Origin of the sequence: Moorena producens 3L (assembly GCF_000211815.1) — a bacterium.
GTDB classification, from domain to species: domain Bacteria; phylum Cyanobacteriota; class Cyanobacteriia; order Cyanobacteriales; family Coleofasciculaceae; genus Moorena; species Moorena producens.
In genome coordinates this window covers 42,936-65,616 of sequence record NZ_GL890840.1, presented here as the reverse complement: position 1 = coordinate 65,616, position 22,681 = coordinate 42,936, and the positions used below count along the sequence as shown (strand labels likewise).

The window sequence follows — 22,681 nt, the reverse complement described above, 5'->3', positions numbered from 1 at the left end:
GTTAGTGTTTTCTATTGCCCTGCCTCAGCTAGGGAAAGCCTAGCTGAAGATTTCACCTCAAATTGGGAGCTTAAGCAAGATGCTTGTTAACAAAGATAGTATCGGAAAAAACATGAGTAAAATAGATACAGTTCAGTGGGTCTATAGTTCCCAGAATAATCAGGAATTAATTGAACGCTATGACATCTGGGCTAAAGACTACGAGCAAGACCTAGATGATGCATTTGGCTATGTGGGGCCAGAGCCTGCAGCGGAGGTATTGGTCAATTATGTTTCCAAAGATGCCAAGATTTTAGATGCCGGAGCAGGTACAGGCTTGGTTGGGCAATTTCTGCACCAGCGCGGTTACCATCACCTAGAGGCGATGGACATATCTTCAGGCATGCTAGAGGAAGCTCGGAAAAAGAATGTTTACACCAGTTTCCACCAACAAGTTTTGGGTGAACCCTTGGATTTTCCCTCAGCCACCTTTGATGCCATCATTAGTGTTGGGGTTTTTACCTATGGACATGTCAAAAGTAACGCATTTGACGAACTGATTCGTATTACCAAGCCAGGGGGATACATTGTTGTTAGTATGCCTACCGATCTGTCTGAGAGTAACGAGTTCAAACCAAAGCTAACTGCCCTAGAGGGGTCTGGTCAATGGGAAATGGTTACAGCGACAGAGAAATTTATTACCCATCAAAAGAAAGACACTGGTGTTTATTTAAAAGTTTGGGTGTACAAGGTTTGTTAGGAGCGTGATATCAACAATAAATCATCTAAAAATAGTAGGGAAAGCGTTTTTTTTTTTGATGAACTATCAAAACCTTAACAATTTGGTAAATAAACCCAAAATTGTGGTATTATGGGCTACACCTAGATCTGTATCAACCGCCTTCGAGAGAACTTTTTCACAACGCCCAGATACAGCAATCATTGATGAACCATTCCTTGATGTTTATTACTTCAGCAAATGGCGGCGTTCCAATCGCTTTGGCGATTGTGAACAGCGCCAAGATTACCAACCTACTCAGGTACTTGAAGAAATAAAATCAAAGGCGGAGGCAGCTCCTCTAGTTTTTATGAAAGAGATGGCTTACCAAGGACTGCCATACATCCCTCAGGATTTTCTCGCTTCTGCGATCAATACTTTCATTGTGCGTCATCCTCAGCAGGTAATGGCTTCCTGGTATCGGGTAAATGAGTCTCCTACAAATGAAGAGTTTGGTTTTGATGCCTTGAAACAAATGTGGCAAATAGTAACTAAGCAATTAAAACAGAAACCAATCCTTGTTGAAGCTAATTCCTTCCGTCGCCATACCCAAAAAGTTTTGACCGAATATTGCCAACGCATAGGAGTTAAGTTTGACCCCCAAATGTTGAGTTTTAATGAGGATAAATGGAGGGAATGTCAGCCTGATGAAATGGAGAGTCGAGCTAAATGGTATAAAACTCTAGACGGTAGCAGTTGGATTGTGCCACCAACTCAAAAAAAAGTGCAAATTCGTCCTGAAGATTTCGGGATGCTTGAGGGAGCGCAGAAAGTTTATGAAGAGCTTTATCATTTCGCAATTTAATGGGATAGCAATATGAATAAAGAAAAATTTTTACAAGGTCGCGTAGCAATAGTAACCGGCGGTACATCGGGTATAGGTAAAGCCGTCGCTCTTGCTTTAGCAGAAATTGGGGCTAACGTAGCCATTGGCTCCCGCTCCGCTGAGAAAAGTTCTTGCCAAACAGAAATTGAGGCAAAGGGGGTTAAGGCTTTAGCAATGACCCTAGATGTCTCTTCTAGTGATTCAGTTGAGACTTTTTGCAATAATGTATTCAAAACTTTTGGTAAAGTCGATATTCTGGTTAATGCTGCTGGAATAACCTACCTGCATAAAATATGCGAGCATCCTGATCAAGACTGGTATCGTATTATTGATGTTAATCTCAATGGTATTTATCGTACGATCAAGTTTTGTTTACCAGGAATGATCGAACGCAAGTGGGGTCGCATTATCAACATTGCTTCTACTGCTGCCTCAGTTGGTAATCCTAATGTTCCTGCCTATTGTGCTTCTAAAGCAGCAGTGGTTGGGCTAACTCGTTGTGTGGCTTTAGAAGGAGCGCCTCATGGGGTATCCTGCAATGCCATTAGTCCGGGTTGGGTAGAAACGGAGCTTGGCAAAAACGCGATGAGAGAGTTTGCTGAATCTGAAGGTCGAAGTTTTGCGGAATATTTTGAAGAAGTTAAGCAGAGCTACCCCCAGAAAAGGATCATACAGCCTCAAGAAATTGGCGAACTAGCTGCTTTCCTCTGCCGAGATGAAGCAGTTGGTATGACAATGCAGGAGCTAACTGTATCTGCGGGGTCTCTATGGTAATAAAAAGAATTGGTAATTGCTGCCCACCATATTAAAGCCCTACAAGCAGTTCAACCCAACGGACCCTATCTACTAGGTGGTCATTCTTTCGGGGGAAAAGTCGCATTTGAGATGGCTCAACAATTACGGAATCAAGGACAGGAAGTATCTTTGCTGGCCATTATGGAATTCATATAAAATCCGGATAATTAATCATCACAAAAGTCTAAGGTGTTAGGTGGCAGGTGGTAGGTGGCAGGTGGCAGGTGGCACGGAACTGAAAAATACTGTTCAATCAGGGTTTTTGCGATTAGATGAATAATCAGCCCTTTTACCATTACCCTAAAACCTAAAACCATTACCCCGATGTATTGAGTCTTCAACCGGACATGATATCAGGTAGAGGTTCCGGCTCCAGAAAAAGATGCAGCTCAATGGGATAATATAGCAGTCGCCAGCGATGCAGCGCGGTCTTGGGGGTTTCCCCCATGAGCGACTGCATCAAGACAGGGCAGTTAGGACATGACAAAAGTCTCAAACCTAAGTAAGCGCAAGAGTTTGACTTCTGACTTCTGACTTGCGGACTTCTGACTTCTGCTATACCAAGTCCATAACCAACCTAGCCAGTATTTACGAAAGCATTTTGGGTCAAAACCTCAAGATTTCGCCAAAAATACTTCAGTCTCTAGATGGGGATGAACAACTGAGCTATCTCCTGGAACAATTGCAAAAGTCTGGACAGATGTTGAGTCAAACTGAGTTGAAGCGAATTCTGGCAGTTTACAAGGCTAATACTGAAGCCAGTGCTGGCTATCTACCCCAGAAGATTGATTCAATTCCGATTAACTTCTTCCGAGCCAGTGAGGTTGGTGCTTTAGGGAATTATTTACCAAAAAGTTTGGGTTTAAAGCCCCGTCCTTCTAGGACGGCTTTTTATTTTTGAGTCTGCCCGGATATTTGTCGCCAAATGGTGTAAGATAAAATAGTAACGGAGGAGGTCGATATCCGGTGACCATAATTGAGTTCAAAGCCTACGGTAAAGAAAGTCAGTACTCTGCAATAGATGAGGCTATTCGGACAGTCAAATTCATTCGCAATTCTTGCATTAGATTATGGATGGACAATAAAGGGACTGGGAAGTATGACCTTAGCAAGTATTGCAAAACACTGGCCAAACAATTCCCTTTTGCTAATGAACTGAACTCAACCGCGCGACAGGCAGCGTCTGAGCGTGCATGGTCATCGATTGTCCGATTTTATGACAATTGTAAGAAGAAGGTACCAGGAAAGAAAGGTTTTCCTAGATTCCAAAAACATTGTCGCTCTGTAGAGTACAAGCAATCTGGATGGAAACTTTCACCTGACAAGAAGTCTATAACCTTCAGGGACAAAAAAGGCATAGGAAAGCTCAAACTCAAAGGAAAATGGGACTTGTGGCGCTTTGATATAAAGCAAATCAAACGAGTTCGCATTGTAAAAAGAGCTGATGGCTACTATGTTCAGTTTTGTGTTGCAGTTGATGTGAAAGAGGAACTAGCCCCCTCTAAAAGGACTATAGGATTAGATGTAGGTCTAAAAGAGTTCTATACTGACTCTGATGGAAATACTGAACCTAACCCTAGATTTTATCGCAAAGGCGAAAAGCGACTAAAATTTTATCAACGTCGAGTTTCTCGGAAAAAGAAAGGTTCAACTAACCGCAAGAAAGCCATCAATAGACTAGGTAGGCATCACCTTAAAATAAGTAGGCAGCGTGAAGAACATGCCAAGAGACTGGCACGTTGCGTAATCCGGTCTAACGATCTGGTCGCCTATGAAGATTTAAGGGTAAATAACCTGGTTAAAAACCATTGTCTTGCCAAGTCTATTAATGATGCAGGTTGGTATCAATTTAGGAAATGGTTAGAGCATTTTGGAATTAAGTTTGGCAGGGTCACGGTTGCAGTGAATCCTGCCTATACCAGCCAAAATTGCTCCGAGTGCGGTGAAACAGTGAAGAAGTCATTGTCAACTAGGACTCACGTCTGTAAGTGTGGTTGCAAGTTAGACAGAGACCATAACGCCGCAATCAACATACTCCAACAAGCCTTGGGTACGGTGGGGCACACCGGAACCTGGGTCATAGACCCGTTCGCGTAGCGTCGGGTTCCCCGAAACGCTTCAGGAGATTTAGCCTCTACTGTTCTTGGTTCCGGCCAGGTTCAGCAAGCCGAATCGTTGAGTGAAGAATCCCCGTCCTTATAGGGCGGGGAGTGTCAACTAATCAGGAAATGACTCTAGAAGATCCAACTTGGGGGTGGAGCCAGATTGCGACCCAATCCTTAGAGTGTCATATTCCGGAAACCATTTCACTATGATTATGGAGCCTCACGTTCGGATTTTAGCTCAACAGCTCAAAGCTGAGCGGGATAAGTAAACTAAGAACGGAAGTTCCCCCAAGCAGAATGAATATTATCCCAATGTAGCCGGAATTGATATAATTTGTGATCACGTTCGGTCAAAAAAACAGGAGAAAAAGAATGTCAAAAGCACAGGATATATTTGGCTATCAAAGCTTAAGCCAAGAAAAACCTCATAAAAAAGAGTTATCTAGGGTAGATCGGTTTGCGAGTATTGAGATTCGCCAAGAGCGCGGGGATATTCCCACACCAGTTTGGGAAACTCTCCTCAAAAGCAGCTACAAACAGCATTGGAAAGATTTACATATTCAGAAAAGCGCCATGGAAATGGTTATTTATCCGATGCTAATGTACGAACTACGACCAAAAACAATTATCGAAATTGGTGCATTTAACGGTGGAAGTGCAGTTTGGCTAGCAGACAATTTGCAGTTGTTTGGGATTGAAGGTCAGATCTACTCGGTTGATATAAATCTATCTTTTTTAGATGAAAAAGCTAAAAAAGACGAGCGCATTCATTTTTTAGAAGGAGATTCCTACAAAATTGATGAAGTATTTCCTGCCGAGATGCTTTCTGGACTTCCCCACCCTTGGTTGGTAATAGAAGATGCTCACTTCAATATAGTTGGAATCCTTGAATATTTTCACCAAAAAGGTTTACAGACAGGAGATTACTTGATCGTTGAGGATACTAACTTATACGGTTGGGAATATTGGAATGAAAGTTTTAATGATGAAGATAATGGAGAGGCAAAACAAGAAAAAAATAATTGTGTTAAAGATTTTTTGCTAAAGTATACAAACGATTATCGAATTGATACTTACTATCAAGATTTATTTGGTTACAATGGTTCAAAGTGTTGGAATTCAATTATGAAAAGAGTCTAAACAGCATGATAAAAAGCCAGAGCTATCCTGGTTTTATGAGGGGGGATAGTATAACTAATTCATGACTAAAAACACAAGTTGCTAGTTATATACCTAATCTTTTGAGATCCCCCGTTGGTCCCCCTATAGCCCTTCGGGCATACGCCAAGGGCGTAGAACAAGGGGACTTAGGTGTGTGTTAACACTTAACCTTTGTATAACGTTTATAGGGCTCATGAGGTACACATTATTTTTTATCTCTTCCCTCTTCCCTGCTCCCTGCTCCCTGCTCCCTGCTCCCTGCTCCCTAAAAACCAGAAATTTGTACCTCACAAGTCGTAGAATTGCTATAACTAGCAACTTACGTTAAAACCTCTCTTAAGAATGTAGAAAATAGTGTTCAGTAAAAGTATGAGCAAAAAAACAGATACGGTACATTGGGTATACAGTTCTCAAAACAATCAAGAATTAGCCGAAAGGTATGATGTATGGGCTAAGGAGTATGAGCAAGATTTGTTGCCTGAAAACTATACCGGACCCGAACCCGCCGTCGAGGTTTTGGTCAAGTATCTTTCTAAAGAAGCCAAGATATTAGATGCTGGGGCGGGAACTGGGCTAGTCGGGCAAGTTCTTCATCAGCGCGGATATGGCAATCTAGAGGCAATGGATATTTCAGCAGGGATGCTGGAAGAAGCGAGAAAAAAGAACGTTTACATCGCACTTCACCAAGGAATATTGGGCGAACCTTTAGCCTTGGCAACGGACACCTTTGATGGGATTATTAGCGTCGGAACGTTCACATTAGGCCATGCTCCCAGCAGTGGTTTTGATGAACTAATTCGTATTACTAAGCCAGGGGGATATATCATTTTTACTATTCGTCCCGATTATTACCAGAATAGTGATTTTAAAGACAAGCAAGCAGCCCTAGAAGCTGCTGGGAAGTGGAAGTTAGTTGAAAAAGGAGAGCCATTTGCTAACCTACCGGAAGCCGAACCAGATATTTATTTACAAGTCTGGGCCTATAAAGTTTGCTAGTTATTAGGCTCGAACTCTAAGCAACAGAAAAACAAATGTTGAAATTAGACTATAAAGAGTTAATTCAAAGCGATCGCTTCCTAACCCTTGACGGGAAGCGTTTTCATTACATCTGGTTATATGACCATTGTTTGTGTCCTCGGTGTTATCATCCTAGTTCGTTTCAGAAAATTAACGATCTCAGCGATCGCCTAGAACTGCCAAAACCCAAATCCGTGCAGTTCCAAGATGAAAAACTCATCATTGACTGGGATGAAGACCCTCCCCACCGCAGTATTTTTCCCCGATCTTGGCTCCTGAGTCGTGCCTACGACCCCAAACCGGAACCTAGGTTATCTCCTAGGGAAAAGCAACTTTGGGACAAAGCTTGGTTAGATGCCAATCCACCAGAGTGGTGTGAATATAGTAATGGTTCTTTTGAATTCTGGATGAATCAACTTTCTACCCTAGGGTTTACCCTATTGCGAAAAATGCCTTGGGAGAAGTTAGAGACTTTCGTCTCTTCCATTGGACCAATTTACTATCTAGCTCAATACGGACGCTACTCCACAGTTAAGGCTATCCCAAATGGTCAAGACTTGTCTCTCTCAGCAGCGGGTAATGCCTTATCACCCCATACCGATATCACCTTCTTGCCTACCCCACCCATTGTCCAACTACTCTATTGTGTAGAAAATGAAGCCTGTGGGGGTGAGTCCACCGTAGTAGACGGTTTTCGTGTGGCTCAGGATTTTCGTCAAGATCATCCCCACTACTTTGAAATTTTAACTCAAACCCCTGTCACCTTTTGGCAACTTTACCAGGACTGGGATTATTATGTTTCCCAGACAAAGCCAATTATCAAACTAAACGACACTGAGGAAGTAACTAACATATTCTTCAGCCACAAAAATTTGGGATTAGATTTACCATTCGAGCAGATGGAAAGCTTTTATGAAGCTTACTATGGATTCTTTCGCTACCTAAAAAAACCGGCTTACGAATACTGTTTTCGGATGCAACCTGGAGACTGCTTGTTAGTGCAGAATTTCCGAATTCTACACGGACGTAAAGCTTTTGACGCCAGTTCTGGCTCTAGACACCTGGAAACAGCATATATGGATTGGAACTACTTTGCAGGACGACAGAATTTCCACCAGGTTCAGTCTTTTTACAGATAAGCAATAGGATTATGGGATTATGACTATCACGGGTTACACAAGAATGGATACCCTGACTAAGGAACAGTGGGATTTTACGAATCAATGTTTTGAAGAACTTGTAAACAGTCTGACAGACCGGATTGTTAAAACATTGCTAGACTTGCGCGGTCATAAGATGGGAAGTCAAGTAGACCGCTTAGAACATTGCTTACAAACAGCCACTCGGGCATTCCGGGATGGTGCTGATGAAGAAATGGTTGTTTGTGCCCTGCTACACGATATTGGTGATGACCTCGCGCCCTACAATCACGGTCAAGTGGCCGCCGCGATTTTACGGCCTTATGTGTCTCCGGAAAATGCCTGGATGATAGAACATCACGAAGTGTTTCAAGGCTATTACTTTCAGCACTTTATTGGTGGCGATCGCCATGAGCGCAACAAGTTCAAAGGTCATCCCGCTTTTGAGCAAACCATTATTTTCTGCGATCGCTGGGATCAATTATCTTTTGACTCTAATTATGACACCATGTCTCTGTCTGATTTCCGACCGATGCTCGATTCGATTTTCAGTCGCCAACCCAGGATTTAGCATAAAAAGGATTGCCAATAAAGTTGTTAAAACAATAATTATGGATTATAAAACTGTTATCCAAGAAAAACAACACCATAATCAACGGTTAAAACCCAACCGATTCGCTAAAATCTCAGAACGAACAGATCGATGCGATATTCCTGTTGAAGCTTGGATTCCTCTGCTGGAAAATGCCATGTTACAGACTTGGAAAGGGATAATTCTGAATAAGTCCGTAACCGAAATTGGGGTTTACCCTATATTAATCCACGAACTCCAACCAAAAACGATTATCGAACTTGGTGCATTTAACGGAGGAAGTGCCATTTGGTTGGCGGATCATTTGGAACTATTTGGCATAAAAGGTAGAGTCTATTCGATGGATATCGATCTCTCCCTTTTAGACGAGGTAGCAAAACAAGACTCTCGGGTGCATTTTTTGCAGGGAGATTCCAATGACTTGGCTGCTACCTTTCCTAGTCAAATGCTTTGGGATCTGCCTCATCCTTGGTTGCTGATTGAAGACTCCCACGTCAATCTGGTTGGTATCCTAGAATATTTTCATCAAAATGGCTTTCAGAGTGGAGACTACTTAATTGTCGAGGACACGAGCCAATCAATGTGGGATTATTGGCGCAAACACTGGGATGATGCTGCCGAAGTTGAGGAAGGAGCGCGGAAACTGAAGGATTTGAGGGATTGGTTGCAAAACCACGAAGACGAGTATCTGATAGATACCTACTATCAGGATATGTACGGCTACAACGGGTCAAAAAACTGGAATTCTATTCTCAAAAGAGTTTGAATTCAAAGGTGTCAGTCCAGTAGGGTGAATTAATAACATACCCTACTAGTTATAACGTTTCCAGTCCAGCTTGGCGGAAGTCCTGCCAGTAAATCTAGCAGCTGATCTGCCCCCAGAGCGATCACCCTATTATCCCTTACTCCCGTTAAGTAACCACTACCTTAATTGCTGATAAGCCACCGTCACTAGTCAAGTAAACCGGCAAAATCAAAGTTTTATTGCGCAGAATAATTTTTGAAACCAAAATGCTTGATAATGAACTTCACGAATTTAACAGACTTAACTCAAGTTCACATCTACTACCGGATTCACTATGTCCTTACCCAACTTGATCGACAAGTCAATAGCTTCTGACCAACTCCAATTAACCCATCGGCCTCGACGTCTGCGCCGTACAGCAGCCTTTCGTCGGATGGTCCAAGAGACTCAACTGACGGTTAATGACCTGATTTATCCAGTATTTGTGATGGAAGGTCAGGGTCTAAAACCAGAGGTTAAGTCCATGCCAGGGTGTTACCGCTATTCTCTGGACTTATTGCTCAAAGAAGTAACCGAGGCATTTGAACTGGGGATTAATGCGATCGCACTTTTCCCCCTCATCCCCCAGGACTTAAAGGATGCTACCGGTACTGAAAGCTACAACCCTGATGGATTAATCCAACGCACTATCAGAGCAATTAAGCAAGAAGTTCCAGAGCTAGTGGTGATTACCGATGTCGCCCTTGATCCCTTTTCCAGTGATGGTCATGATGGCATTGTCACCGAAGATGGCACTATCCTAAATGACGCCACCGTGGAAGTATTGATAAAAATGGCCCTATCTCAAGCTGCAGCTGGGGCAGATATGGTTGCGCCTTCCGACATGATGGATGGACGCATTGGTGCAATTCGTAAAGCTCTAGATGGTGAAGGCTACACTGATGTCGGAATTCTGGCCTATTCCGCTAAATACGCCTCCGCTTATTATGGTCCATTCCGGGATGCCCTAGATTCAGCTCCTAAATTTGGTGACAAGAAGACTTACCAAATGGATCCCGCTAACGCCCTTGAAGCCCTCAAAGAAATTGACTTGGATATCTCAGAAGGGGCAGATATGGTCATGGTTAAGCCAGCGTTAGCCTATATGGATGTTATCCACCGGGTTAGACAGCATACTAATTTACCCGTTGCTGCATACAATGTTAGTGGTGAGTACGCCATGATTAAAGCAGCCGGTCAGAATGGTTGGATTGATGAGAAAAAAGTCATGATGGAAACCCTGACTAGCATGAAGCGGGCTGGTGCTGACTTAATTTTGACCTATTTTGCCAAAGAAGTAGCTACAATCCTGCAGTAAGGCATTGAACCGTAGTTAGCGGTCAGCGGTCAGTTATCAGCGGTCAGTTATCAGCGGTCAGTTATCAGCAGTCAGCAGTCAGCAGTCAGCGGTCAGCCGTTGGCCTTTGGTTGATAGCTGATAGCTGTTCGCACCTCAAGCAGCGTGGCCTTTGGCCAAGCGTGCGCGTAGCGCATTAGCTGATGGCTGATAGCTTGTAACTGAATGCTGATAGCTGAATGCTGATAGCTGAATGCTGATAGCTGAATGCTGATAGCTGAATGCTTACCTAGGCTGTAGTCTTTAGACTATAGGGAACAACACAAGCAAGCCTATAGTTGATAGTCTAGAGTCGAGAAAGGAAAAGTCGCTAGGTTACACATAATATGGTGGTGAAGCAAAATGAGCTAGAGCAATGCTATAGAGTTCTTGAACTGGAGCCTGGAGCATCACCGGAAGAAGTGAACCAGGCTTACAAGGATTTGGCATTTATTTGGCATCCCGATCGTGTGCCTGAGGATAATCCTCGCCTCAAGCAAAAAGCTGAAGAAAAACTTAAGTTACTCAATCAGGCACGAGAAAAATTGCGATCGCATCAGACCTTACCCACTGCTTCACAAACACAAGCTAGGGGCAGAACACCGTATCGGAATTATCGTAATCCAAATCCAAGACCAAAACCACCACCATCACCCCAGCCAAACCCACCAAACTATTACAAATACAAACAACCAGAACGATCTAGAGCCCAACCATCCACGACCGCTCAACCTCGGACTCCCAAGCCCCCTGGTAACTCTAGAGCCCAACCATCCACGACCGCTCAACCTCGGACTGCCCAGCCCCCCAGTAACTCTAGAGCTCAACCATCCACGACCGCTCAATCTCGGACTACTCCAGCCCAAGCTCGGACTGCCCAGCCCCCTGCTGACTCTAGAGCCCAACCATCCACGACGGCTCAATCTCGGACTACTCCAGCCCAAGCTCGGACTGCCCAGCCCCCTGGTAACTCTAGAACCCAGCCATCCACGACCGCTCAATCTCGGGCTCCCAAAGCCCCTCCTGACTTGAGTGGTGCTGATTTTAGGGGAGCAGACCTCAAAGAAAGAGACTTCTCAAATCGGAATCTCCAATCCGCTAACTTAAGTCAAGCTAACCTAAAAGATGCCTTTCTCCATCGGGTTAATCTTGCCGGGGCTAACCTCGAAGGTGCTAATCTCTTTAGAGCCAATTTATTTCAAGCTAACCTCAGTAATGCTAACTTACGAGAGGCTAATCTGATTGGAGCTGACATGAGTGGAGCTGATTTGAGTGGAGCTGATTTGAGTGGAGCTAAAGTGGGTTCTAATGGTAAGCTTTTGGTGAAACTGACAGGGGCAAACCTAAGGGGGGCAGTTTTGCCCGATGGCAGTATCCACGACTAGGAGCAACTTTGTAGTACATCCATAGCAAAAACAACAGCAAATTTGAAGTCAATTTAAACTATTGATCATCTTGATCATCCCTTTCCAAATCTGGGAAAGGGAGAACAGGCAATCTCTGCCCTCGAAACACTTCCTCACTACTAATACCTGTAGCTTCTAACCATGAACCCATAGCTTGTATTGAGAGTATACCTAAAAGCATTGGAGCAGTCCCTAGACTTACGAAGAATTTTGTGGGCATTTCTAAATTAAACAGGTCTGCTGACCTGATTTCTGGTATTTCTGGTTGAGAAGAAGACATCTGGGTTATTTTTAGTACAAATGAACTAAACAAAGCCAAAAATTTCACATCGGGGCACAAGAGCCAGACTTCCACAGTAACTCGATTTTTATCTATTTGTAGGGTCTCCCTCCTGAGACTACTAGATAAGGGCGTTTCCCAGTTTGGCGTAAGTCCTGTTGACTCCAATATTACCTGGGATTTACCTACTGAGTCTCAAAGCTGCTTTTGTCAGCGTTCATTTGTGTAGCCCCCCTGTTTTAGAGTCTGGGCTGCTGAGGATTTCAACCTCTATTGTCAGCTAAATGAATTTTATTTGCCCAACAAATAAGTAGTCTTCAGAAAATTGTGCTTAAATCAAGGCGAGCATCTAAGATATGAAGAAATCATTCCTCCGTTACCAGTCCAGTTAATCAATTTGTGATGTTGGATGTCGATCAGAGTCTCCCAAAAGCTCCTCCGCCCTCCCTTGCCAAGTGGGCTTATTGTGCCATTAGGCAACCTGGGTTATCCATACGAATCCGTTTGCGAGGGAACAATTTGCACATTCTGTGTGAACACCCTCAGGGAGTAGAAGCCAATAAGTTAGTCAACCGCCTTATCAAAGCCCTGAAACTGCAACAGGGAGAAGTTCAGTTTCCCCTAGACTTAGCAAACCCGATCTATCAAATAATTGTTTATGGGCGTCGAGTGGGGCAGAAGCGTCCAGACTGGATTAAGCAAATCGCTATCAAACTACCGACCGATGATGCCACTAATGCTTCTAACCAATCTTCCCAGACGTCTTTCGACGCCATAACCACTGATACTGATGCGGACTTAACTGTCTCAAACGAAAGTCTTGCCCGTTCTGGTTCTCCAGATGCGATCGCTCGTTATCTCAGTGAATCCCTCAGTTACCTAGGTGTCAGTGTTAAAGTCCGGATCCAACACCAAGATTCCAAAGCTAGAAGATTTTCCGGGGCAAGTTCTAACCTTAAACAAACTAACCTTCACCCTTCACCCCCTAACCGACGGCTCTGGATAATTTGTAATTCTAACTACAGCCCCGATCCCTCCTTACTATCTGAGCCCATCATCGACCGGTTACATTCCTTGCAACTCAAAGGGTTTCGAGATGCCCTGATTTGCTTTCAGGTAAGTGGCGAAGCCACTCCTGATTGGAAGCTGCGAGTAGATTTGACCCCTCCAGAAGAAGTCCTCAAGGAATGGGCTCGTTGGGGAGATGTAGAAGCAATCCAGCGGTTATTAAATCAGGGGTTAGCAGCGGTAGGAATAACCGTTAGAGCCATTCTTAAAGAAACCACCCTACATGTATTTTCTAGCTTCATCCACCGCCGAAAAACTATTGCCCCAGAAAAAGAAACCTTAGTCAGTACCATTGCCTCAATACTCGATTTAATCGCTCCTCAAGGTATCCAGGGTGCCACTATTTATGGTGTAGAGTCAAGTCAGTTCCCTAGTCAAACCTTACTGTCTCAGGAAGCTGACTCTCTCCAACCCCCCTTGGGAAAGAATGGTCAAGCTGCCAACAATTCCTTACTGCCAGAAACCGAATCCCCAGCCTGGATTCACTGGCTCAACTTACCAGCAGCAGACCACCAGAGTTTAGGAGAATCCACCTATTCCTTAGCCCAAACAGGGCATCACGATGCCTTGACCTTTTTGTTGGAACGCTTACTTAATCCCGACATTGACCAACGATTGGTAACAGGTGGAGTAAGGGTAAAAATTCGCCGTAAACAAGACTTGTTGCACATCATGAGCGAGGCAACGGTCTGTCCTCGAAAATCTAAGGTCACTCGAAAAATTACCCGCTTCCTAGAGCAGCTGGCTATGTCGGAAATTACTGGGTTGCGGCTCTATGGACGTCGCGCTGGTGCTACCTCCCCCTCCTGGAACTATGGAGTTGATTTTGTTCATCGACAGCGTCTAGTCCCAGAAGCTACCCCAGAGTTTGCTGCCTCAGATGCCTACCTGAGTGATTTGGTAACTCCCAGTGGGGAACCAGTACTGCGTCGTGATCTAACCCACGACGATCTCAACCAGGGTTTCAAAGGAGCAGTTGATGGTTTAGTTTACATACTCCAGCGTTTGCTATGCTACTCTCAGCTATTTGTACCAACTGTAGAAAACCAAGACATGGCAGCCTTCTCAGACAAGAGACAGGCTAGGGGAAAATTGTCTATCCAAGGCGTAGCAGTAGGCATGGTATGGGGCGTAGCAGGATTACTACTAACACTGATCACAGATTGGCGCTTTAGTGAGCTGCTACAGTCTCAAGCCTCACCATCAGCAGAAGTAAAGGCAGTGACGAACTCATCACCCAAACCCATTGCTTTGCCCCAAATATCTTTGCAAAAAGGGGCGGGTCTCGGGACTGAAAACTTCAACACCTCTGGGTTTACTGCTCCTGGGGATACCATGGTGATTGTGAATGAAAACGGCAATGCCACCATGGCAGCCATGCTGGCTGCAGCGCGATCGCCCAATCCTTCATTCAATAACCAGATGTTAGATGAAAAGCTAGCTCTGTACCAACAACGCCTGCTTCAGAGTGGTATCCCTGATGTACTGATTATGGGCAGTTCCAGAGCCATGCGGGGAATCGATCCCATTGCCCTCCAAAATGCCTTGGAAGAACAGGGCTATCCTGGCATTGACGTGTTTAACTTTGGGGTTAATGGTGCCACAGCTCAGGTAGTAGACTTCATGGTTCGGCGCGTCTTAACTCCGGAGCAACTGCCTAAATTGATTATTTGGGCTGATGGGGTCAGAGCCTTTAACAATGGTCGAGTTGATGCTACCTACAACTCGATTATCGCATCACCAGGCTACCAAGCTCTAATGGCAGGAGTTTTTCCGAACCGCACTAAACAACCACTATTACCGACAGATGCCACAGACCAACCTCTAGAGGTTTTTAATGATAGTTATCAGTTAATCAGTGACTGGCTAAATCAGTCAATAGCCAAAATTTCCTTAACTTATCCTCACCGAAGCCAGCTCAAATCTCTGTTACGGGAAAAGTTGGTTGACCTAGAAAAGTTCCTCCAACTAGACACAACCGAGACTGCCAAAAAGCCTCAAAAGACATTATCCCCAACCTGGAAAATTGACTTTGATGGCTTCCTTCCCCTGTCAACTCGTTTTAACACCGCTACCTACTACCAGAAACATCCTAAAGTTCCCGGTATTTATGATGGTGATTACCGGTATTTTCAGCTAGGAGGTCAGCAAGACAAAGCCCTAAGAAATTTGCTGGAATTTGCCCAGAAGCATGACCTTAGTATCGTTATGGTCAACCTACCCCTGACTAAAGAATATTTAGATCCAGTGCGGAGCAAATATGATAAACAATTTCAGCGATACATGTACAACTTTGATCTAGAAGGGGGATTGATTTTCCGAGATTTCAATAAGATGTTGCTAACTAAACATGACTACTTTTCCGACCCCAGCCATCTCAACCGCTATGGTGCTTACCAAGTTTCTAAGCAGTTGGCTAAAGATCCAATGATGCCTTGGTCATTAGTCATTAGTGATTAATAATTAATTATTAATCAGTTTTAAATTAACGAACAACCAATAATTATATAGCGGTTTGCAACCCGCGCTAATTACAATAACAACAAGTAGTCAGTAGTCAGTAGTCAGTAGTCAGTAGTCAGTAGTCAGTAGTCAAGATTCGTAATTATACTTAACCTACACGCAAACCGCTATAACTATTCAAACGGAAACGATATGTAAGCATATGCGCTACGGGCATATGCTGATGGCTGATAGCTGAATGCTTACACACTATCAGGCAAACATCCTTCACCCTTGATCTTTAAAAAATGTCATTTATTTCGATTACCTACAGCTGTTTCTTGCTAGCAGTTTTGGGAATCTACTGGTTGGTGCAATCTTCTACAGCTGCCACAGGTTCTCCCAAACTAAAACTTTTGGTTTTATTAAGTAGCAGTCTAATATTTTATGCTTCACTACAAATCCAATACATTCCCCTGTTGGTGTTGATTACCCTAATTAATTTTTACTTTGGACAAGCACTTGGAACGAATACAGTTTCTGGTTCCCATGCTACGAATTATCATCTCTCCAATGAAGAATGGCTATTGGCTGATAGTTTTTGGAATAACCGACGGTCAAGACTACTGTGGCTAGGTATTTTCCTAAATGTTATCTTTTTGCTCGGCTTCAAGTATATTCCTTTTCTGTTGTCAAATTTGGCAGTAATCATCAACTTTACCATTGCCCAAGATGGGGCGAATTGGATTAGGGATAACTTAATTGTTCCTCTAGGAATATCGTTTTTTATATTTGAGGGCATTGCTTATCTCATTGATGTCTATCGTGGGGCTCCAGCAACTCGTAATCTCCTCCAGTTTGCTGCTTATAAGTTGTTTTTTCCTAAACTTATTTCTGGTCCAATTACTCGTTATCATCCGTTTGCCCTTGAACTTAAAACCTTACAATTTCCAAGTCTTGATCGAGCAACAGAAGGACTTTGGTTGATTACATCTGGTGCGATTAAAAAGGCACTGTTAGCCGACCACATTGGGATTTTTGTTGATTTGTGTTTTGGCAATATAGAACGGGCTGGTAGTGGAGATTTATGGTTAGCTATCTTTGCCTACGGTTTACAACTCTATTTCGATTTCAGCGGCTATGTAGACATTGCCCGTGGTAGTGCAGTGTTACTGGGCATTAATCTTCCAGAAAACTTTGATTTTCCCTATTTCAGTATCAGCATTGCGGATTTCTGGCGTCGCTGGCACATCACTCTAGGGGATTGGATCCGTAACTATCTCTACTTTCCCTTGGGCGGTTCCCGTAAAGGGGTTGCTCGTACCTGCGTTAACCTATTCATCGTAATGGTCATTATTGGTATCTGGCATGGAGCAGCTTGGGGATTTGTAGCCTGGGGTGGCTTGCATGGTCTAGCCTTAGTCCTTCATCGCTTGACCGAAGCTTTCTGTGAAAATAGAGATGGGATAAAACGTTGGTGGCAAAGTTGGTCAGGGGTCTTGGTAAGCTGGTTTTTGACCCAATTTATGGTGTTTACTGCCTGGATTTTTTTCCGCATCCCCAATCTCAAACAAGCCAGTTTAGTCATCCAGAATCTCTGGGGTCACCCAGCTGACATCCAATTTGGTCAAAAAGTCTACTTAACCGCTATTGGTATGGAACGCTTCTGGGTGCTTCTCCTGTTAGTTAGCTTAGCAGCCTCAATGGCTGGGGTTTACAGTATCCGAAGGGGTCTGAAATTACAACTCAACTGGCCGGTGAAGTTGTTGTTGGTACCAGTAGGTCTCTACGTAGTTTGGTTGTTTGCTCCTCAGAGTGGTCTGCCTTACATTTATTTCGATTTTTGAACTTAAACTATTTCTGCCCTAAAGACGAACTCACACACTAACCCACTAGCACTCTATCAAAAGGGGCACATCGAACCGATAGGATAGTAGTAATGCTGCAATAATATAAGCTTTATACAAGACTTGAGAGAGAACGCTTTATGGATCTGGTTACACTCCAGAACAAATTAGATAATATTTCCTTTTTCGTCCTGTTTGTGACGATGTTAATTTACTGGGTAGGAGCCGCTTTTCCTAAAATTCCTTATTTGTCACCCTTAGGAATATCAGGGATGGCAACCGCCAACCTTTGCACTGCTACCTTACTCGGAGCAAGATGGCTAGAGGCAGGCTACTTCCCGATCAGTAATCTCTATGAATCCCTGTTTTTCCTGACCTGGGGAATTACCACAGTTCACCTAATTGCTGAAAACATGAGTCGCAGCCGATTGGTAGGGGTGGCTACTGCACCAGTCGCCATGGGAATTACCGCGTTTGCCGCTCTATCCCTACCACCAGACATGCAGGAAAGCGCTCCATTGGTACCTGCTCTGAAATCCAATTGGTTAATGATGCATGTTAGTATCATGATGCTTAGTTACGCTACCCTGATGGTAGGTGCCCTGGTAGCGATCGCATTTTTAGTGATTACCCGTGGTCAGAACGTGGAACTGCGAGGAAGTTCTGTCGGTACTGGTGGCTATCGCAGCAAGAATAACTTACCGAATAACTTACCAGGGAATTCCAATTTTAAACTACAGCGCAACGGTAATGATCCAATTTCTCAGGCTGTAGTTACCTCTGATACCTCATCCCCTTTAGCTGAACTGGGACAGAGTAATGCAGCTAGTACTACAGCAGTGCTCGATTTAGTAACTACCCCCGACTCACCCCTACCATCGGTATCCACAGCACCCACCCTCTCACCCCAGAGGCTTAGTATTGCCGACACTCTCGATAATATCAGCTATCGTATTATTGGGCTGGGGTTTCCTCTGCTCACCATTGGGATTATTGCCGGTGCCGTTTGGGCAAACGAGGCTTGGGGTTCATACTGGAGTTGGGACCCAAAAGAAACCTGGGCATTAATTACCTGGCTAGTGTTTGCTGCCTATCTCCATGCCCGCATTACCCGTGGCTGGCAAGGACGCCGACCAGCAATTTTGGCAGGGACAGGACTTCTAGTTGTTTGGGTTTGCTATCTGGGAGTCAATCTATTGGGTAAAGGCTTACATTCCTACGGCTGGTTCTTCTAAGAACTATATATTTCCGTGATTGAGTGCATGCCCTAAATTGCTTCTACTGAAAACCCGCTTTAATGCCTAGAGGCATCGGGGAATTAACCCTAGGAAACCGACCTTTGCCTCAAAGGAATAGTTAGTTCAATGGTTGGGCAATGAAACTCCTGCCCTCTAGGCATGGAAGCTTATCGAAAAGTTTGATCGGGGAAAATAGTCGTGGATAATCAGTTCAAGCCACTCGCTGTTGGTGAAGTACTATCAGTGGATGAATCTGCTCAAATCTTTATTGGTAACCGTACCTTTAGGGTCGGTGAATTCTTAGTTGCTATCAAAAAGAAATTGGTAGAAGTCTTAGGGGATGAATGGACTCCAGAACAGGAAAGTTGGTTTAGCGAATCGGGTATTCCTTGTGAAGTGTTGCAATTTGCTGCTAATGACTGGCAGCAAGGCAAGGTAAGACTTAATCTAGAATTTTGCCTTGTCGAGACTCAGGATAAAGTTGATGATATATCAGCTATTGGTGGTGAAACATTGCAAAGCACATCAACCCAGGTAGCAGAACAGCCAGACCTCCCAGAGCCACAAACTAGCAATGATTCTGGATTGGAGCTTGGAGTTGGAGCAGCCACAGCCGCTGTGACTGCTACTGGAATATCAGTAGCTGAAGCACTGGAGGAAGATGCCTCAACTGCTATCTCCGATGAGATGAAACTTCAACCAACACTTGATGCAGATGAAGACATTGCTATCGATCAAACCCCAACCAGTACTGAAGATGACTTTGATTTAGGAGACTTTTCCGATAGTCAGGAAGATATTGCTATCGAAGAAACCCCAAGCAGTACTGAAGATGACTTTGATTTAGGAGACTTTTCCGATAGTGAGTCGGAAAGTGAGGAAGATATTGGTTTTGAACAAACCCCAACTAGTCAAGAAGATGATTTTGATTTAGGAGACTTTTCCGATAGTGTTGACGAAGATATAGAGTTCGTAGAATCACCGACAGCAGCGGAAGAAGATTTGCTGGATTTGTCAGCAGTATCAACAGACAGTAGTAATGATTTTGATCTCGGTGAAATGTCTGATGATAGTGATGAAGATATGTTTCAACTGGACGATATTTCCTTTGATGAGGAATCAGAAAACGGTGATGATAATTCCCTAATGGATGATGTCTGGCAAGAAATGAATGAGCTTAAATAAGCTGAACTAATAGTCTATTGGTAAATGTTGACATGGGAGCATCGTAGTGAACAGGCCGATTTCAAAGCTTTTAACAACCTTGAGCGTTTAGAATTTATAGGATTCTAGGCTATCCATGACCTACAAAATTCAAAATTTGACACTCCCCGGCCTAAAAGGACGGGGATTCTTTGCTCAACGACCCGTCTTGCTCAACCAGACCGGAGTCAGGAAGAGTAGAGGACAGATCTCCCAAAGCGTATCGGCTTTCGCCGACGCTACGCGAACAGATCATGGATCCGAGTTCCGGTGTGCCCCACCGTACTGAAGGCTCTCTTAAGAATGTTGATGGCTGCATTGTGGTCTCTGTCTAATTGACAACCACATTTGCAGGTATGAGTTCGAGTTGACAAATATTTTTTGACAACTTCACCACACTGGGAACAATTCTGGCTGGTTAAAGCCGGATTAACTGCAACAGTTATCCGACCAAACTTAGTACCAAAATGTTCCAACCATTTTCTGAATTGATACCAACCTGCATCATTAATAGACTTGGCGAGACAGTGATTTTTAACCAAATTCCTAACTCTTAGATCTTCGTAGGCGACAAGGTCGTTAGACCTGATTACGCAACGTGCCGGAGACGAAACCTTAGAAGAGTGCAGCCTTACAACAAAACCTGCCACCTTTGATGCATAGCCTACCAACTATAAAGGCTGCACTCTTCTTGCGGTAACTTCTAACCAGTCTTTTGGCATGTTCTTCACGTTGTCTACTTATTCTAAGATGCTGCCTACCTAGTCTATCAATGGCTTTCTTTCGGTTAGCAGAGCCTTTATTTTTACGAGAAACTCGGCGTTGATAAAATTTCAACCGTTTCTCGCCCTTACGATAAAATCTTGGATTTGGTTCTGTGTTTCCCTTTGAATCAGTGTAGAATTCTTTTAAACCCACATCAAGTCCCACATTGGTATGGGACAGATCTAGAGATTCTTTAATCTCAACTTTTACACAAAATTGAACATAATAGCCATCTGCGCGACGAACCAATCTAACTCGTTTAATCAAATTTTGGTCGTAACGCCATAACTCCCAGGTTCCCTTAAGCTTTAGTTTCCCGATACCTTTTTTGTCTAAGAATTTTATATACTTGGTATCAGCTGAAAGTTTCCAGCCTGATGTTTTATACTCAACTGACCGAGAAAACTTTTTAAACTTGGGATAACCCTTTTTGCCAGGGACTTGTTTTTTACACTTATCGTAAAACCTAGAAATTGAACTATAAGCTCTTTCCACCGAAGCTTGACAGGCATGAGAGTTTAAGTCTGTGACAAAAGGATATTCAGATCTCAGCCACGTGTTATAGCGATACAGGTCTTTTTGTCCTATCCCTTTGTTGTCCATCCAGTAACGGATGCACTTATTTCGTACAAACTGACCAGTGCGTATCGCCTCATCAATGGCAGCATATTGAGTTTTATTCCCTTTGACCTTAAATTCTAAGACGATCATTTTGACGTGGGATAACCCTACGTAATATTATAGCACAAAAGCCGTCGGACGAAGGACGGGGCTTGAGACCCAAATTTTTGGTCAAAGTTTTGGATAACTATTCATAACCACTCTAATGTCTGAGATACCGAGTTGGACACCTCTTCATGCACGGCTACATAGAACCCTGCGGCAAAAGAAGCTACTACCAAAGAATCAGCAGGTTTTAGTAGCCGTATCCGGTGGGCAAGATTCCCTTTGCCTAAGCAAACTACTGCTAGATTTACAGCCCAAGTGGAAATGGCAGCTAGGAATCGCCCACTGTGACCACCGTTGGACCTATGATGAGGGAATTTCCCTTCATGTACAGCAAATTGCTCAAAGTTGGGGGCTTCCATTTCATCTACGAATTGCCCCTGAAGTGAAAAAGAGCGAATCAGCAGCGCGGCAGTGGCGTTATCAAGCCCTGATTGACATTGCCCAAACTCAAGGTTACGCCACTGTTGTCACTGGTCACACAAAAAGCGATCGCGCTGAAACAGTCCTCTATAACCTGATCAGAGGTTCAGGGACTGATGGCTTGCAAGCTTTGACCTGGGAACGACCTCTTGCTCCTGGAGTACGTCTGGTGCGTCCCCTACTTGACACATCCCGTAGCGAAACTCTCCAGTTTTGCGAGCAGCAGCAACTGTCCATTTGGGTGGATGCTTACAATCAAGACCTTAACTATGCCCGTAACCGCATCCGCCAAGAGCTAATCCCCTATTTAAAAACCCATTTCAACCCACAAGTTGAGACAGCCTTGTCCCAAATTGCTGAAATCTTGCGAGCAGACGTGGAATATCTGGAAAACACTGCTGAGCAAATCCAGAAGCAAGCCATGGCAGTACCTACGGTCGAGGAAGATCCTGCTAGCAATAGCCCTCCACGATTGAATCGTCTGGTATTACAGCAAGCTCCCCTAGCTCTGCAACGTCGTGTGATTCGGAAGTTCCTTCAGGAAAACCAAACCAAAGCCCTCAGCTTTGAGCAAATCGAAGCCGTGACTGGTTTAATTGCTGCTCCCAACTGCTCTCGAACGTCATCCTTTCCTGGTGGAGTAACAGCCTTGGTAGAAGAAGAATGGATTATTCTTAATACTGAAGTATGAAGTATGAAGTATTAACTATAAAGATTAACTATAAAGTATGAACTATGAAACAGTTCTATCTCTTAGTTTCTGATAAATTT

The 22,681-nt window shown here is 43.9% G+C and carries 19 protein-coding genes and 2 pseudogenes; 18 read left to right on the top strand and 3 right to left on the bottom strand.

The features are described from left to right. Positions 1-112 precede the first annotated feature (112 nt). The 13 genes and pseudogenes from LYNGBM3L_RS06895 (at position 113) to LYNGBM3L_RS06840 (ending at position 11,897) form a co-directional block, all read left to right on the top strand. Positions 113-739: a class I SAM-dependent DNA methyltransferase gene (locus tag LYNGBM3L_RS06895; protein ID WP_044492435.1), complete on the top strand. Its 627-nt coding sequence runs from the start codon at positions 113-115 to the stop codon at positions 737-739. A 58-nt stretch (positions 740-797) separates the two neighbouring features. Next, the gene (locus tag LYNGBM3L_RS06890) at positions 798-1,562 is read left to right on the top strand and encodes a sulfotransferase-like domain-containing protein (protein ID WP_008180731.1); all 765 of its coding nucleotides are present in this window, start codon (positions 798-800) and stop codon (positions 1,560-1,562) included. A 12-nt stretch (positions 1,563-1,574) separates the two neighbouring features. Then, positions 1,575-2,357: an SDR family NAD(P)-dependent oxidoreductase gene (locus LYNGBM3L_RS06885; RefSeq protein ID WP_008180729.1), complete on the top strand. Its 783-nt coding sequence runs from the start codon at positions 1,575-1,577 to the stop codon at positions 2,355-2,357. A 15-nt stretch (positions 2,358-2,372) separates the two neighbouring features. Then, positions 2,373-2,525 (top strand): annotated as a pseudogene (locus tag LYNGBM3L_RS36030) (thioesterase domain-containing protein); the annotation flags it as partial. A 388-nt stretch (positions 2,526-2,913) separates the two neighbouring features. Next, on the top strand, positions 2,914-3,279 hold the full coding sequence (locus LYNGBM3L_RS06880) for a thioesterase domain-containing protein (RefSeq protein WP_008180723.1): 366 nt from the start codon (positions 2,914-2,916) through the stop codon (positions 3,277-3,279). Positions 3,280-3,344: 65 nt separating this feature from the next. Further along, positions 3,345-4,580, top strand: a pseudogene (locus tag LYNGBM3L_RS06875) (RNA-guided endonuclease InsQ/TnpB family protein). A 275-nt stretch (positions 4,581-4,855) separates the two neighbouring features. Continuing rightward, on the top strand, positions 4,856-5,623 hold the full coding sequence (locus tag LYNGBM3L_RS06870) for a CmcI family methyltransferase (protein ID WP_008180719.1): 768 nt from the start codon (positions 4,856-4,858) through the stop codon (positions 5,621-5,623). Positions 5,624-6,013: 390 nt separating this feature from the next. Then, entirely contained in the window at positions 6,014-6,640 is a 627-nt protein-coding gene (locus tag LYNGBM3L_RS06865) for a class I SAM-dependent DNA methyltransferase (protein ID WP_008180714.1), read from the top strand. Positions 6,641-6,675: 35 nt separating this feature from the next. After that, positions 6,676-7,800 (top strand): TauD/TfdA family dioxygenase, encoded by a 1,125-nt coding sequence (locus LYNGBM3L_RS06860; protein WP_008180713.1) that lies wholly within the window; start codon positions 6,676-6,678, stop codon positions 7,798-7,800. 19 nt (positions 7,801-7,819) lie between these two features. Next, the gene (locus LYNGBM3L_RS06855) at positions 7,820-8,371 is read left to right on the top strand and encodes an HD domain-containing protein (protein WP_052308411.1); all 552 of its coding nucleotides are present in this window, start codon (positions 7,820-7,822) and stop codon (positions 8,369-8,371) included. Between the two features lie 40 nt (positions 8,372-8,411). Further along, a complete protein-coding gene (locus LYNGBM3L_RS06850; protein WP_008180711.1) occupies positions 8,412-9,158 on the top strand; it encodes a CmcI family methyltransferase in 747 nt (248 codons plus the stop codon). A gap of 313 nt (positions 9,159-9,471) precedes the next feature. Then, positions 9,472-10,494 (top strand): porphobilinogen synthase, encoded by a 1,023-nt coding sequence (gene hemB / locus LYNGBM3L_RS06845; protein WP_008180710.1) that lies wholly within the window; start codon positions 9,472-9,474, stop codon positions 10,492-10,494. Positions 10,495-10,859: 365 nt separating this feature from the next. Next, positions 10,860-11,897 carry a pentapeptide repeat-containing protein gene (locus LYNGBM3L_RS06840; protein ID WP_008180709.1) on the top strand — a complete coding sequence of 346 codons (1,038 nt, stop codon included), beginning with the start codon at positions 10,860-10,862 and terminating at the stop codon, positions 11,895-11,897. A gap of 58 nt (positions 11,898-11,955) precedes the next feature. Here the strand turns inward: LYNGBM3L_RS06840 and LYNGBM3L_RS06835 are convergent, their stop codons facing one another. Beyond that, entirely contained in the window at positions 11,956-12,198 is a 243-nt protein-coding gene (locus LYNGBM3L_RS06835; protein ID WP_044492433.1) for a hypothetical protein, read from the bottom strand. A gap of 402 nt (positions 12,199-12,600) precedes the next feature. On the opposite strand from LYNGBM3L_RS06835, the gene LYNGBM3L_RS06830 reads away from it, so the two are divergent. The 4 genes from LYNGBM3L_RS06830 to LYNGBM3L_RS33720 all read left to right on the top strand — a co-directional run bounded on the left by LYNGBM3L_RS06830 (position 12,601) and on the right by LYNGBM3L_RS33720 (position 19,978). Beyond that, positions 12,601-15,726 (top strand): DUF1574 family protein, encoded by a 3,126-nt coding sequence (locus LYNGBM3L_RS06830; RefSeq protein ID WP_008180706.1) that lies wholly within the window; start codon positions 12,601-12,603, stop codon positions 15,724-15,726. Positions 15,727-16,016: 290 nt separating this feature from the next. Further along, a complete protein-coding gene (locus LYNGBM3L_RS06825; protein WP_008180703.1) occupies positions 16,017-17,555 on the top strand; it encodes an MBOAT family O-acyltransferase in 1,539 nt (512 codons plus the stop codon). Between the two features lie 140 nt (positions 17,556-17,695). Further along, the gene (gene ccsB / locus LYNGBM3L_RS06820; protein ID WP_008180701.1) at positions 17,696-18,790 is read left to right on the top strand and encodes a c-type cytochrome biogenesis protein CcsB; all 1,095 of its coding nucleotides are present in this window, start codon (positions 17,696-17,698) and stop codon (positions 18,788-18,790) included. Between the two features lie 201 nt (positions 18,791-18,991). After that, a complete protein-coding gene (locus LYNGBM3L_RS33720; protein WP_008180699.1) occupies positions 18,992-19,978 on the top strand; it encodes a KGK domain-containing protein in 987 nt (328 codons plus the stop codon). A gap of 257 nt (positions 19,979-20,235) precedes the next feature. On the opposite strand, the gene LYNGBM3L_RS50150 is transcribed toward LYNGBM3L_RS33720, so the two are convergent. Together LYNGBM3L_RS50150 and LYNGBM3L_RS48440 are read right to left on the bottom strand one after the other, a co-directional pair. Continuing rightward, complete coding sequence (locus tag LYNGBM3L_RS50150) at positions 20,236-20,538, bottom strand: RNA-guided endonuclease InsQ/TnpB family protein (RefSeq protein WP_008180697.1); 303 nt, start codon at positions 20,536-20,538, stop codon at positions 20,236-20,238. Between the two features lie 73 nt (positions 20,539-20,611). Then, a complete protein-coding gene (locus LYNGBM3L_RS48440) occupies positions 20,612-21,472 on the bottom strand; it encodes an RNA-guided endonuclease InsQ/TnpB family protein (RefSeq protein WP_008180695.1) in 861 nt (286 codons plus the stop codon). Positions 21,473-21,587: 115 nt separating this feature from the next. On the opposite strand from LYNGBM3L_RS48440, the gene tilS reads away from it, so the two are divergent. Beyond that, on the top strand, positions 21,588-22,601 hold the full coding sequence (gene tilS / locus LYNGBM3L_RS06800) for a tRNA lysidine(34) synthetase TilS (protein ID WP_008180692.1): 1,014 nt from the start codon (positions 21,588-21,590) through the stop codon (positions 22,599-22,601). Positions 22,602-22,681: the final 80 nt, after the last annotated feature.